General features: G+C 72.4%; 9 protein-coding genes. 6 read left to right on the top strand and 3 right to left on the bottom strand.

The features are described 5' to 3' along the window. Window positions 1-295: 295 nt before the first annotated feature. On the bottom strand, window positions 296-1519 hold the full coding sequence (locus OHU34_RS28265) for an ROK family protein (protein ID WP_230195786.1): 1224 nt from the start codon (window positions 1517-1519) through the stop codon (window positions 296-298). Between the two features lie 120 nt (window positions 1520-1639). On the opposite strand from OHU34_RS28265, the gene OHU34_RS28260 reads away from it, so the two are divergent. The 3 genes from OHU34_RS28260 to OHU34_RS28250 all read left to right on the top strand — a co-directional run bounded on the left by OHU34_RS28260 (window position 1640) and on the right by OHU34_RS28250 (window position 7581). Beyond that, window positions 1640-3403: an MGH1-like glycoside hydrolase domain-containing protein gene (locus OHU34_RS28260; RefSeq protein WP_230195785.1), complete on the top strand. Its 1764-nt coding sequence runs from the start codon at window positions 1640-1642 to the stop codon at window positions 3401-3403. Then, entirely contained in the window at window positions 3400-5349 is a 1950-nt protein-coding gene (locus OHU34_RS28255; protein WP_142264213.1) for a glycogen debranching N-terminal domain-containing protein, read from the top strand. The genes OHU34_RS28260 and OHU34_RS28255 overlap by 4 nt, the downstream gene beginning before the upstream one ends. Window positions 5350-5502: 153 nt before the next feature. Continuing rightward, a complete protein-coding gene (locus OHU34_RS28250) occupies window positions 5503-7581 on the top strand; it encodes a CDP-alcohol phosphatidyltransferase (RefSeq protein WP_405768888.1) in 2079 nt (692 codons plus the stop codon). A 20-nt stretch (window positions 7582-7601) separates the two neighbouring features. Here OHU34_RS28250 and dusB read toward each other — a convergent pair whose 3' ends face one another. After that, window positions 7602-8756: a tRNA dihydrouridine synthase DusB gene (gene dusB / locus OHU34_RS28245; RefSeq protein WP_142264215.1), complete on the bottom strand. Its 1155-nt coding sequence runs from the start codon at window positions 8754-8756 to the stop codon at window positions 7602-7604. A 240-nt stretch (window positions 8757-8996) separates the two neighbouring features. On the opposite strand from dusB, the gene OHU34_RS28240 reads away from it, so the two are divergent. Further along, a complete protein-coding gene (locus OHU34_RS28240) occupies window positions 8997-10442 on the top strand; it encodes an MFS transporter (protein ID WP_405768886.1) in 1446 nt (481 codons plus the stop codon). Here OHU34_RS28240 and OHU34_RS28235 read toward each other — a convergent pair. Continuing rightward, the gene (locus tag OHU34_RS28235) at window positions 10432-11484 is read right to left on the bottom strand and encodes a helix-turn-helix transcriptional regulator (protein ID WP_405768883.1); all 1053 of its coding nucleotides are present in this window, start codon (window positions 11482-11484) and stop codon (window positions 10432-10434) included. The two genes, OHU34_RS28240 and OHU34_RS28235, sit on opposite strands and share 11 nt — an antisense overlap. Before the next feature lie 101 nt (window positions 11485-11585). Between OHU34_RS28235 and OHU34_RS28230 the strand changes: the two genes are divergently transcribed. Then, window positions 11586-13016, top strand: a complete 1431-nt coding sequence (locus OHU34_RS28230; RefSeq protein WP_142264218.1) for an MFS transporter — start codon at window positions 11586-11588, stop codon at window positions 13014-13016. Between the two features lie 114 nt (window positions 13017-13130). Next, complete coding sequence (locus tag OHU34_RS28225; RefSeq protein WP_020132980.1) at window positions 13131-13349, top strand: hypothetical protein; 219 nt, start codon at window positions 13131-13133, stop codon at window positions 13347-13349. Window positions 13350-13408: the final 59 nt, after the last annotated feature.

Raw genomic sequence — 13408 nt, 5'->3', positions numbered from 1 at the left:
TCTCGCATGCCCCATATTACGCTCAGATGAGCACTGTGCGGCACGATTGATTTCGATCGATGAACGATCAAGGGGTGGCACTGAGTGCCACCCCTTGGAGAAGTGCAGTCGCCCTTGATTCGCTCATCTGAGCACTGCCCCCCTCAGGGGTGGCGAGAATCACGCTGGAATCAGCCTTGTGCGGACGCCCCGATTTCACGATGCGGACGCACCCGAAGACCCGTCCAGGGATGGAAACCTGCTCGTCACACGAGGATCCCGGGGGTTCCCGGGAGTCCCGTCACACGAGCGTCCCTCACACCCCGAGCGCCAGCAACCGCTCCTCGACCCGCTCCGGCGCGTACAGGTGCTCCACGACCAGCGCACCCGCTCCCACCAGGCCCGCCCGCTCCCCCAGCCGCGAGGTCACCACATCGAGGCGGGCCGTGGAGCGGGGCAGCGCGCGCTGGTAGAGCAACTCGCGCACACCCGTCAGGAAGGCGGTTCCGGCCAGATCTCCGGCGATCATCAGAACCCCGGGGTTGAGCAGCGTCACGACGGTCGCCAGTACGTCCCCGACCCGGCGCCCGGCCTCACGGGCCAGGGCGGCCGCCTCCGGGTGACCGGCCGCGAGCAGATCGCGCACATCCGATCCCGAGGACGCCGGGACACCCGACTCCGCCAGCCTCCGCGCCACGGCGCCACCGCTGGCGACCGCCGCGAGACAGCCGTAGGAACCGCAGCGGCACAGCGCCTCCGCGCCCACCCGGATGTGCCCGATGTCGCCGGCCCCGCCGTCGATGCCGCGGAAGATCGAGCCGCCGACCACGACCCCCGCGCCTATGCCTGTCGATACCTTGACCAGCACGAACGCCGAGCAGTCGGCGTATCCGGTGCGCTGTTCGCCGTACGCCATGAGGTTCGCGTCGTTGTCGACGAGGACGGGGACCGCGACCGCGCCGCCGTATCCGCCCGCGTTCCCGCCCGCCGTCCGTTCGGTGAAGGCGCGGGACAGCCGGCCCCTTATGTCGTAGCCGTCCCAGCCGGGCATGATCGGCGGCTGGACGACCCGGCCGGTCTCGCTGTCGACCGGGCCGGGCACGGCGAGTCCGATGCCGCACACTTCGTCCGGCCGGTGGCCCGCCTTCTCCAGCAGCTCGGCGAACCAGCCGCCCAGCTCGCCGAGCACCGCGTCCGGCCCGTCCTCGATGACCAGCGTGCCGCCGTGCTCGGCCAGGATCTCCCCGGTCAGCGTCAGCACGGCCGCGCGCGCGTGCCGCGTGTCCAGGTCGGCCGCCAGGACGACGGCGTGGGCGTCGTCGAACTCCAGGGTGATCGAGGGACGGCCACCCAGCGGGGAGTCGACCGGGCCGCCGGCCCCCTCGCGCAGCCAGCCGGCGCGGAAGAGCCGGTCCAGGCGCTGGCCGACGGTGGCGCGGGAGAGGCCGGTGGCCTGCTGGAGGGCACCACGTGTCGTCGCCCGTCCCCTGCGCACCAGTTCGAGCAGATCTCCGGAGCTGGCCTGGCCTCGTCCCGTCATGCGCACCCCCTTGTGTTTCTCAAGCCTGCATTACATATTGAGTTTTGCGTGTTAAATAGACGTAACCCTATGGTAGCCACTGCCGAACCGGTCGGCCTTGTCGTCTTCGGGGAGCCCCGAGTGGATCGCACCGCCCAGCTCATCGCCCGCCCGGCGGAGTACGCCGTTGCATACGATCCGTCGGGTCCACCGGGTCCGCCGCAGCTCGGGGCCCCGGCACCCGGTACTCCGCACCTCGGCGCTCTGCGCCGCAGGGCGGCGAGCGTGCTGGCGGGCAACTGGACGGGTACGTCGACGGTTCCCTCACCCGGTCTGTACCCGCACCAGTGGTCCTGGGACTCGGCCTTCATCGCCATCGGCCTGCGGCACGTCTCGCCGCGCCGGGCGCAGACGGAGCTGGAGACGCTGCTGGCCGCCCAGTGGGACGACGGACGCATCCCGCACATCGTGTTCAACCCCTCCGTGCCGCTCGACGCGTACTTCCCGAGCCCGGACTTCTGGCGCTCCTCGACCGCGGGGCGCGCTGCGGGCGCCCCGCGCACCGTACAGACCTCCGGCATCGTGCAGCCACCGGTGCACGCGCTCGCGGCCTGGCTGGTGCACTGCGCCGACCCGGGACTCTCGCGCGCCCGCGGTTTCCTCACCCGGGTGTACCCCCGGCTGGCCGCCTGGCACCGCTATCTGCTGCACCGGCGCGACCTGGGCGGGGGCGGGCTGGTGTCCGTCGTCCATCCGTGGGAGCAGGGCATGGACAACGCGCCGAGCTGGGACGCGCCGCTCTCCCGGGTCGCCCCGGCCCCGGCCCGCTCCTTCCGGCGCGCCGACCTCGACCACGGGGCGCCCGAGGACCGTCCGACGGACCTGGACTACGGGCGGTACGTCCGGCTGGCCACGGAGTACCGGGACGGCGGATACCGCGACGGCGGAGTGCGCGACAGCGCGTACGGCGAAGGCGGGGTGCGGGACGGCGGACACGGCGACGGCCGGGTACGGGACGGCGGACACCGCGACGGCCGGCCCCAGGACGGGCGGGAGCAGGACGGTCGAGAGCAGGGCGGCCAGGATGAGGACGGTCGGGACGAGGACGGCAGGCCGCGGGACGGGCGGAAGCTGGGCGGTGGCTACGAGGACGCGTCCGGTGCGGGGGGCCGGGGCGGCGCCGGGGGCGCGGAGTTCGCCGTCGAGGATCCCGCCTTCAACGCGCTGCTCATCGCCTCCGAGCACGCCCTCGCGCGTATCGCGCACGAGCTGGGCGCGACCGGCACGGCCCGGCACGCGCGCGCGGAGCGGCTCACGGCGGCGCTCGTCGAGCGGCTGTGGGACCCGGCGGAGGGCATGTTCTTCTGCCGTGACCTGCGCGGCGGGGATCCGGACCCGGGCCGGCGCCCGCTCACCGGCGCCCTCGTCCCGGAGCGGGGCGTCTCCGGCCTCGTCCCCCTTCTGCTGCCGGGCCTGCCCCGCGAGGTGGCCGCCGCTCTCGTGGGCACCCTGCGCGGCCCGCACTTCGGCCTGGGCACCACCACCCGCCTCGCACCCAGCTACGACCTGCTCGGCGAGGCCTTCGACCCGCACCGCTACTGGCGCGGCCCGGCCTGGTTCAACACGAGCTGGCTGCTCGAACGGGGCCTGAGGCTGCACGGCGACCAGGCCGGTGCGGACGCGCTGCGCGGGGCCGTTCTGGACATCGCGGACACCTCCGACTTCGCGGAGTACGTCGACCCGTACACCGGCGAGGCCTGCGGCGCGACCGGCTTCAGCTGGACCGCGGCGCTCACGCTCGACCTGCTGCACGACGACACCACGTCAGGCACGGGTGTCATGGCCGGCCCGGGAATCCCGGCCGGCACGGGTATCACGGCTCTCAAGGGAGGGGACCGGGGATGACGGACCGACATCATCTGCTCGTGTACGGCGGGACGTTCGCCGCCGTGGGCGACCGCGGGGACATCAGCGGCGTACGGGGCTCCGGGGTGGCCGCGGGATCCCCCGAGGGGTTGTTCGTCCGGGACGCCCGGCACCTCAGCCGCTGGCAGCTGACGGTCGACGGCGCCGTGCCGGAGGTGCTCTCGCCGGTCGCGGACGGGGACACCACGCGGTGCGTGCTCGTCCCGCGAGGCGGCCGCAACGAGCCGCCGTCCTGCACGCTGTTCCGTGAACAGGCCGTCGGTGACAGCTCGTTCGTGGAATCGCTGCGAGTGGTCAGCAACCGCCCGGTGCCGACGACGGTCCGTCTCGCGGTCACCGCCGACGCCGACTTCACCGACCAGTTCGAACTGCGCTCCGACCACCGTACGTACGCGAAGACCGGCGTCGTCCGCCGCCGCCAGATCCTCGACGACGGCGTGGAGTTCACCTACCGGCGCGGCGAGTGGAAGTCCTGTACGACGGTGACGGCCGAGCCCGTGCCGGACGGCATCGAGGAGACCGGCACCGGCGCCCGCCGGCTGGTGTGGAAGCTGGAGCTCGAACCGCACGGCTCCGCCGAGCTGACCCTGCGGGTGATGGCCCGGCCGCACGGCGAGAAGCGGGCCCTGCGGGTGCCCCGCTCACCGGCCTCGGTCACCGGACAACTCCTCGCGCACGAAGGCGAGTTCGTGGAGGGCGTGGCCTTCCCGACCGGCTGGCCCGAGCTGGCCGCGGCCTGTGCGCGCGGTCTCGCGGACCTGGCCTCGCTCCAGGTCCAGGCGACCGGGCCGGACGGCGAGGAGCTGCGCGTCCCGGCGGCGGGCGCCCCCTGGTTCCTGACCCTGCTGGGCCGTGACGCCCTGCTCACCTCCCTGTTCACCCTCCCCTACCGGCCCCGCCCGGCCGCCGCCACGCTGCTCGCGCTCGCCGCGGCCCAGGCCACCGAGACCGGCCCGCGTACGGTGTCCCAGCCCGGCAAGATCGTGCACGAGGTGCGGCACGGCGAGCTCGCCCACTTCGAGCAGGTCCCGTACGGCCGCTACTACGGCTCGGTGGACGCGACCCCGCTGTTCCTGGTCCTCCTCGGCGCGTATGTCGAGCAGACCCGTGATGTGACGCTCGCCCGCCGTCTGGAGCCGCACGCCCGCGCGGCGATCGGCTGGATGCTGGACCACGGCGGGCTCACCTCCCGCGGCTACCTGGTGTACCGGGCCGACCAGGGCGGTCTGGCCAACCAGAACTGGAAGGACTCCCCCGGCGCCATCTGCTCCGCGGACGGTACCCGCGCGACCGGAGCGGTGATGGCGGCGGGGGCCCAGGGCTACGCGTACGACGCGCTGCGCCGCACGGCGTGGGTGGCGCGCACGGTGTGGGAGGACGAGAAGTACGCGGCCCTGCTGGAACAGGCGGCCGCCGACCTGCGGGACCGGTTCCAGCGGGACTTCTGGATGCGGGAGCGTTCCTTCCCGGCGATCGCCCTGGACGGCGAGGGCCGCCAGGTCGACGCGCTCGCCTCGGACGCCGGGCATCTGCTCTGGTCGGGCCTGCTGGACAAGGAGTACGGGGAGCTGGTCGGCCGGCGGCTGCTGGAACCGGACTTCTTCTCCGGCTGGGGCGTACGCACCCTGGCGTCCGGGCAGCCGGCCTACCACCCGCTCTCCTACCACCGCGGTTCGGTCTGGCCGCACGACAACGCGCTGATCACGCTGGGCCTCGCCCGCTACGGCCTGCACGACGAGGCCCGGACGGTCGCCCATGCGCTGGTCGACGCGGCGACCGCGACCGGGCACCGTCTCCCCGAGGTTCTCGCGGGCTACGGCCGTGACACCCACGCGGAGCCGGTACCGTACCCGCACGCGTGTGTACGGGAGTCCCGTTCGGCGGCGGCCCCGTTGGCGCTGCTCACGGCGGTCGGGGGCGCGTGACCGGCTGCTTGGCGCGCCGTTTGCGCGGTGTTTGCCGAGCGCTGGCCGAGGGCGGCTGAACGCGAGCCCAAGGCAGGCCGTACGAAACTGTGGCGGATCCGGCCCCATGCCGGATCCCCCGAACCGCCGGGCTTCGTACGGAAGGACCCTCGGGTGCCTGTCACCACTCGCTCATCCCAGCCGCCCACACCGCAAGACCCCGAGACCCTGCCGGCGGAGACCGCGTCAGCCGAGATCCCATCGGAACGGACCCCGGCCGCCCCCGGCGAGCCCGACGCGGTCGGCAACCCCACCGAGGTCGGCGAGTCCGCCGACCCCACCGAGGCCCCCGAGCCCGACAAGCCCACTGAGTCCACCGAGCCCGGCGACCCCGCCGAACCTGCCGAGGACGCCGAGGACCGCGAGGCCGCCGAGGACCGCGAGGTCGGCAAGCCCGCCGAGCTGGTCGGGCCCGGCAAGCGCACAGAAGCCACCGAAGACACCGAGAACACCGAGAACACCGAGGACACCGAGGCCGGTGAGTACGCCGAGGTGGTCGAGCCTCGGGGGATTCGGGCGCGGGTCTCGTACTGGCGCGGGTGGCGGGGGCGGCATCCGCGGGCCGCTCGGGTGGTGTGGTGGGCGGCGACCGTCGCTTCTCTGCTGCTCGTGTTCGGGGCGCTGTCCATGCCGAATCGTCTCTTCGCGCTGCACCTGAGCCGGTTCGTGCGGCTGCCGGGTGAGGCGATCATCGGAGCGGCCGCGCTGCTGGCGCTGCCGCGCCGGCCCCGGGTGGCGCTGGCGGCGCTGGCCGGCGCGGCCCTCGGCGCGCTGACCATACTGAACGTGCTCGACATGCAGTTCGTGGAGTACCTGGGCCGCCCGTTCGACCTGGTCCTGGACTGGATCCTGCTGGACGACGCGCAGTCCTACGTGGCGGACTCGATGGGCGGGACCGTCGCGCTGGCCGCGACGATCGGGCTGATCATCCTCGTCGTACTGATCATGGCCGTCATGGCGCTGGCCACGGTCCGGCTGAGCGGGCTCCTGGTGCGCGACACCCGGCGGGCGACCCGGGGCACGCTGATCGCGGGCACCGTCTGGATCACCTGCTCGGTCCTCGGGGTCCAGTTCGCCGGGCTGCCGGTCGCCTCCGACCAGGTCGTGAACTCGCTCACCTCCGAGGCCAGGCGGGTGCGGGCGACCCTCCAGGACGAAGCGACGTTCGGGAAGGTGGCCCGCAGCGACACGTTCGGGGCCACCCCGGCCGCCCAGCTCGTGCCGGACCTGCGCGGCAAGGACGTCATCTTCGCCTTCATCGAGAGCTACGGCCGCAGCGCCGTCGAGGACCCGGGCATGGCGCCGGGCGTCGACGAGACGCTGAGCACCAGCACCGCGGCCCTGACGAAGGCCGGCTTCAGCGCGAAGAGCGGCTGGCTGACCTCGGCGACGTACGGCGGCAGCAGTTGGCTCGGCCACTCCACCACCCTGTCCGGCCTGTGGGTCGACACCCAGCAGCGGTACCGCACGGTCATGGCCAGCGACCACCTGTCCCTGACCAAGGTGTTCCAGAAGACCGGCGCCTGGGACACGGTCGGCATCATGCCGGGCGTGCAGAAGGGCTGGCCGGAGCAGAAGTTCTACGGCCTCGACAAGGTCTACAACGCCTTCCAGATGGGCTACCAGGGTCCGAAGTTCAGCTGGTCGACCATGCCCGACCAGTACGCCCTGGAGGCGTTCCAGCGGCTGGAGCACGGCCGCACCGACCGCGACAAGCCGCTGATGTCGGAGATCATCCTGACCTCCAGTCACCAGCCCTGGGCGCCGATCCCGAAGATGGTCGGCTGGGACGAGCTCGGCGACGGTTCGGTCTTCGAGGACATCCAGGCGGACGGCGAGAAGGCGTCCGACGTCATCGCCGACTCCGACAAGTCCAAGAAGGAGTACGGCAGGTCCATCCAGTACTCGGTGACCGCCCTGACCCAGTGGCTGGAGCGTTACGGCACCGACGACACCGTCCTGGTGTTCCTCGGCGACCACCAACCCATCAGCCGGGTCAGCGGCAACAACGCGAGCCGGGACGTGCCGGTCTCGATCGTCGCCAAGGACCCGAAGGTCCTCGACAAGATCGCCGCCTGGAACTGGACGGACGGCCTGAAGCCGGCCCACGACGCCCCGGTGTGGAAGATGAGTTCCTTCCGCGACAGGTTCCTGAAGGCGTACGGCTCGACCCCGCACCCGACGACGGGCTGAGCGCCGGGCGGGGCGTCGCGTCAGCCGCCCGAGGTGTCCAGTTCCGCGTCCTCGCTGATGCCCGCGCAGTCGTACGGGTCCTTCAGCCAGCCGTCCGGCAGCACGACCCGGTTGTTGCCGGAGGTGCGGCCCCGGGGGCCGTCGGCGCCGGTGGGCCAGGGCTGGTCGAGGTCCAGCTCGTCGAGACCGGCCCGGAGTTCGGCGAGCGACGAGGTGATGGCCAGCCGCTTGCGCATCTCGGAGCCGACCGCGAAGCCCTTGAGGTACCAGGCGACGTGCTTGCGGAAGTCGATGACCCCGCGCGGCTCGTCGCCGATCCACTCGCCGAGCAGGGTGGCGTGCCGGACCATGACGTCGGCGACCTCGCGGAGCGAGGGCCGGGCGATGTCCTCGGTCCGTCCCTCGAAGGCGGCCACGAGGTCGGCGAAGAGCCAGGGCCGGCCGAGGCAGCCGCGTCCGACGACCACGCCGTCGCAGCCGGTCTCGCGCACCATGCGTAGGGCGTCCTCGGCCGACCAGATGTCGCCGTTGCCGAGGACGGGGATCTCCGGGACGTGTTCCTTCAGGCGGGCGATCGCCTCCCAGTCGGCGGTGCCGCCGTAGTGCTGGGCGGCGGTGCGTCCGTGCAGCGCGATCGCGGTGACGCCCTCCTCGACGGCGATACGGCCCGCGTCGAGGTAGGTGATGTGATCGTCGTCGATGCCCTTGCGCATCTTCATCGTCACCGGCAGGTCGCCGGCCCCGCTCACCGCCTCGCGCAGGATCGCGCGCAGCAGAGGGCGCTTGAAGGGAAGCGCGGAGCCGCCGCCCTTCCGCGTCACCTTGGGGACCGGGCAGCCGAAGTTCAGGTCGATGTGGTCGGCGAGGCCCTCCTCCGCGATCATGCGGACGGCCTTGCCGACGGTCGCCGGGTCGACGCCGTACAGCTGGATCGAGCGCGGCTTCTCGGTCGCGTCGAAGTGGATCAGCTGCATGGTCTTCTCGTTGCGCTCGACCAGCGCCCGGGTCGTGATCATCTCGCTCACGAACAGGCCCTTGCCCCCGCTGAACTCCCGGCACAGGGTCCGGAAGGGAGCGTTGGTGATCCCGGCCATGGGGGCCAGGACGACCGGCGGGGTGACGGTGTGCGGGCCGATCCGGAGGGTCGCGTTCTGCGTGGGCGCGGTCGTGGGCATCCACCCATTGTCACGCATCGGACGGTGTGCCCGGCCGCAGGTTCCCGCACCCGACTCCCTCCCCGCCCCCTCCCCCTCACCCGTGCACGCGCCCCCACCCCACTCCCCCCCACACACACCCCACCTCCACCCGCAGCCCCGGACCTCGCACTCGCAACCGTCACCACCCCCGCGACCGCAGGCATCCCATGTATCGACCATTAGTTAGGCGCACTATTGATGTCGGCTACGATGAACCGCATGCCCGAGCTCAGCCCTCGCCGACGGCTCCTGGTGCTCGCGATCTGCTGCATGAGCCTGCTGATCGTGAGCCTCGACGTCACCGTCCTCAACGTCGCCCTGCCCGCGATGCAGAGCGATCTGCACGCCTCCACCGCCGGCCTCCAGTGGACGATCGACGCGTACACGCTCGTGCTGGCGGTGCTGCTGATGCTGGCGGGATCGACCGCCGACCGGATCGGCCGCAAGAAGGTCTTCATGGCCGGGCTGGTCGTCTTCACGATCGGCTCGCTCCTGTGCTCGCTCGCCCCGAACCTGGAGCTGCTGGTCGCGGCCCGGATGGTGCAGGCGGTCGGCGGCTCCATGCTGAACCCGGTCGCCATGTCGATCATCACCAACACGTTCACCGACCCCCGCGAGCGGGCCCGCGCCATCGGGGTGTGGGGTGCGGTCGTGGGCATCTCGATGGCCGCGGGGCCGCTGCTGGGCGGACTCCTGGTGGAGTCCGTCGGCTGGCGGTCGATCTTCTGGCTCAACCTGCCGATCGGCCTGGTCGCCCTGCTGGCGACCCTGCGGTACGTCCCCGAGTCCCGCGCGCCGAAGGCCCGCCGCCCCGACCCGGTCGGCCAGCTGCTGGTCATCGCCCTGTTCGGCCCCCTCACCTACGCGATCATCGAGGCGCCGGAGGCGGGCGCCTCGACCAGCCTCCCCTTCGCCGCGGTGGCGCTGGCCTCGCTGATCGGCCTGCTCCGGTACGAGCCCCGGCGCGCTGAACCGCTCGTCGACCTGCGCTTCTTCCGGTCGGTCCCGTTCAGTGGGGCGACCGTGGTCGCGGTCGCCGCGTTCGCCGCGCTGGGCGGGTTCCTGTTCCTGTCCACGCTCTACCTCCAGAACGTGCGGGGCCTCGACGCCCTGCACGCCGGGCTGTGGATGCTGCCCATGGCCGTGCCGATGTTCCTGTGCGCCCCGCTGTCCGGGCGGCTGGTCGGCAGCCGGGGACCGCGGCTGCCGCTGCTGATCTCGGGCGCCGCGATCACGACGAGCGGGCTGCTGTTCGCCGTCTTCGAGGCGGAGACCTCCGACGTGACGCTGTTCCTCGGGTACGTGCTGTTCGGCGTGGGCTTCGGGTTCGTGAACGCGCCGATCACGAACACGGCGGTGTCCGGCATGCCACGCGGTCAGGCGGGCGTCGCGGCGGCGGTCGCCTCCACCAGCCGCCAACTGGGCCAGACGCTGGGTGTCGCGGTGATCGGCGCGGTCCTGGCGGCGGGCGTGAGCACCTCGGCGTACCGCGCCACCTTCGTCTCCGCCGCCGTCCCCGGCTGGTGGATCCTCACCGGCTGCGGTGCCGTCGTTCTCGTCCTGGGCGCCGTGACCACCGGGTCCTGGGCCCGGCGGACGGCGGAACGGACCGCGCGGCGGCTGGAGTCGCCGGAGGTCCGGGAGGCCGCGAGCCTCAGCGCCTGACCCTGCGCTCCACGGCCTCGGTGACCTCGGCGATCTCCGCGGTCCCACCGCCCTCCTCGGCCTCCGCGGAAGACACCTGCGCGAACGCGTACAGCTTCTCCAGCCGCTCCCGCGTCACCTCGTCCGCCGGTGCGTACGTCACCAGCCGCGCCCCGAGTTCCGGGCTCAGCCAGAGGTCGGTGTGGGTGAGGTCCAGGAGGCCGACGTGCGGGTTGCGGAACTGTTTGGTCTTGCTGCGGGTCGCGACGACCTCGTAGCGCTCCCAGTTCTCGCGGAACTCGGGGGACTCCGCCTGGAGCCGCTTGACCAGCATCTTCCAGGCGGGCTCGGTGAGATGGCCGGCCATGGAGGCGCGGAGCTTCGCGGCCATCAGACGCATGGTCTCGTCGAGGTGGACGACCGACTCGCGCCACTGCGGGTGGGTGTGGACGAGGATCATGCAGTTGCGGTCCTCGGGCGGGATCGCGTCCAGGTCGCAGAGCAGACGGGCGTAGGTGCGGTTGTAGGCCAGGATGTCGTAGCGGCTGTTCTGGACGCAGGCCGGCAGCGGGTCGAGCTGGTCGAGCACCTCGCGTACGGCGTCGGTGACCCCGGTGCACGACGAGGCGGGGGTCGGGTCGGTCGCGGCGGCCAGTTGGAAGAGGTGCGCCCGTTCGCTCGGGTCGAGCAGCAGTGTGCGGGCGAGGGCGTCCAGCACCTGGACCGAGACCTGGATGTCCCTGGACTGTTCGAGCCAGGTGTACCAGGTGACGCCCACCGCCGAGAGATGGGCGACCTCCTCGCGACGCAGCCCCGGCGTCCGGCGGCGCGCTCCGCGTGGGAGACCCACCTGCTCGGGCGTGATCCGCTCACGGCGGCTGCGCAGGAAGGCGGCCAGCTCGTGGCGCCGGATCTCCGAGCCGCCGGCCGCGCGCGACTCGCGGCCCTCCCCCGCCTCACGGACCCGCGGGACCTCGCGGTTTCCCTGGACCTCACCGTTTCCCCGGGTCTCGCGGATCCGCTGGGCCTCGCGCGCGCGTGTCTCCTGGGCCATCGTCGTCATGCCTCCAGCGTGCGGCCGCCCGGACCCTGTTGCCAGGTACTCCTTCTACCAGGATAAGAAGCATCTGGTACCCGTCTGAGCGGCGGCGCAGGCTCGGGAGCGTGACTGAAACCATCGCCACCCCAGCCGCCGCAAGGACGGTCGCGGCGCCCCACGCGCTCGGCTCGCTCGGGCTGTTCACCGTGCTGCTCGGCGCGGCCCTGCCCCTGATCGACTTCTTCATCGTCAATGTCGCCCTGCCCACCATGGGCCGGGATCTCGCCGCGAGCGAGTCCGTCCTCGAACTCGTCGTCGCCGGGTACGGGCTCGCGTACGCCGTTCTGCTCGTGCTGGGCGGCCGGCTCGGCGACCTGTTCGGCCGGCGCCGGCTCTTCCTGGGCGGCATGGCCGCCTTCGGCCTGACCTCGCTGGCCTGCGGACTCGCGCCGGACGCGTGGTCGCTGGTCGCGGCGCGGGTCGCGCAGGGCGCGTCGGCCGCCGCGATGGTTCCGCAGGTGCTGGCCACCATCCAGTCGTCCACCGAGGGGCCGCGTCGCGCCAAGGCGATGAGCCTGTACGGCGCGACGGCCGGGCTGGCCATGGTCGCGGGCCAGATCCTGGGCGGCGTGCTCGTCGCCGCGGACCTCGCCGGCAGCGGCTGGCGGTCCGTGTTCCTCGTGAACGTCCCGGTCGTGGTCGTCGGGCTCGTCCTCGCCGTCCGTACGGTCCCGGAGACGCGCTCGCAGCACCCCGAGCCCGCTGACGGACCCGGCACCGTGCTCCTCGCCGCCGCCCTGCTGACGCTGCTCGCCCCGCTCACCGAGGGCCGGGCGGCGGGCTGGCCGCTGTGGACGTGGCTGTCGCTGGCCGCGTTTCCGCTGGTGACGGGCGCGTTCCTCGCGGTGGAGCGGCGGGCCGACCGGCAGGGCCGTACCCCGCTGGTGCCGCCGAGCCTGTTCGCGCTGACCACGCTGCGGCGCGGCCTGACGATCATGGTGCCGTTCGCGATCGGCTTCAGCGGGTTCATGTTCGTCATCGCCGTGGCGCTCCAGAGCGGGGCGGGGCTGGGCCCGGTGCCGGCCGGTCTGGCGCTCACGCCGATGGCCCTGGCCTTCTTCCTCGTCTCGCTGGCCGGGCCACGGCTGGTGGCGCGGTTCGGGTCCCGGGTGGTCACGGCGGGCTCGGTGGTCCAGGGCGTGGGTGTCGTCCTCATCCTGCTGGCGGTGCGCGCCGACTGGCCGGACGTCGGCTTCGTCGAGCTGCTGCCGGGCGCGGCGGTCGCCGGTGCGGGGCAGGCTCTCCAACTGCCCGTCGTCATGCGGATCGTGATGTCCGAGGTGCCGCCGGCCCGCGCGGGCGTCGGCAGCGGGGTGATGGTGACCACCCAACAGGCCTCGCTGGCGCTGGGTGTGGCCACTCTCGGCACCCTGTTCCTGTCCCTGGTCCCGGGGATGGGCATAAGGGACGCCCTGGTCACCACGCTGGCCGTGCAGTTGGGCGGGATCGTCGTGACGGGGCTGCTGAGCCTGCGGCTGCCGCGCAGGGTGGGGTGACTCCGGCGCCCGGGACCGGCCTCGGGAACGGCTTGGACAACTCGACGGGACGAAACCCCTGTTGATGTTGGTATTGCTGCACACTCCTTGCTGGCCGAGATTTCGGGAGGCGTGGTGCTGGAGATCAATACGAGCAAGGTGAGCCGCTGGGACCAGCACGGGCGGGAGCATGTCGTCAGAGTGCGGCGCGCGGGAGTGCAGCGCACGATCAGATGTGACACGTGCGGCTGGCGCAAGGGGGCGCAGTTCCTGCCCTGGCTGAAGGCCGAGGAACACCTCGCCGAGGCGCACCAGGCGACGGTGGATCCCTCGGAGGGCCGCGAGCCGCGATGACTTCCGGCCGTCCCGGAGGTCATAGGGACGACGAATGGACATCGCACCGGGAGGCCGGC

This window comes from Streptomyces sp. NBC_00080, assembly GCF_045041255.1.
Taxonomy (GTDB): Bacteria; Actinomycetota; Actinomycetes; order Streptomycetales; family Streptomycetaceae; genus Streptomyces; species Streptomyces coriariae.
This window is presented reverse-complemented; position numbering and strand designations above follow the sequence as displayed.

Coding starts and splice junctions, on each gene's coding strand:
- OHU34_RS28235 (WP_405768883.1), bottom strand. CDS start 11,484: ATGACGACGATGGCCCAGGAGACACGCGCGCGCGAGGCCCAGCGGATC.
- OHU34_RS28240 (WP_405768886.1), top strand. CDS start 8,997: ATGCCCGAGCTCAGCCCTCGCCGACGGCTCCTGGTGCTCGCGATCTGC.
- OHU34_RS28265 (WP_230195786.1), bottom strand. CDS start 1,519: ATGACGGGACGAGGCCAGGCCAGCTCCGGAGATCTGCTCGAACTGGTG.
- dusB (WP_142264215.1), bottom strand. CDS start 8,756: ATGCCCACGACCGCGCCCACGCAGAACGCGACCCTCCGGATCGGCCCG.
- OHU34_RS28255 (WP_142264213.1), top strand. CDS start 3,400: ATGACGGACCGACATCATCTGCTCGTGTACGGCGGGACGTTCGCCGCC.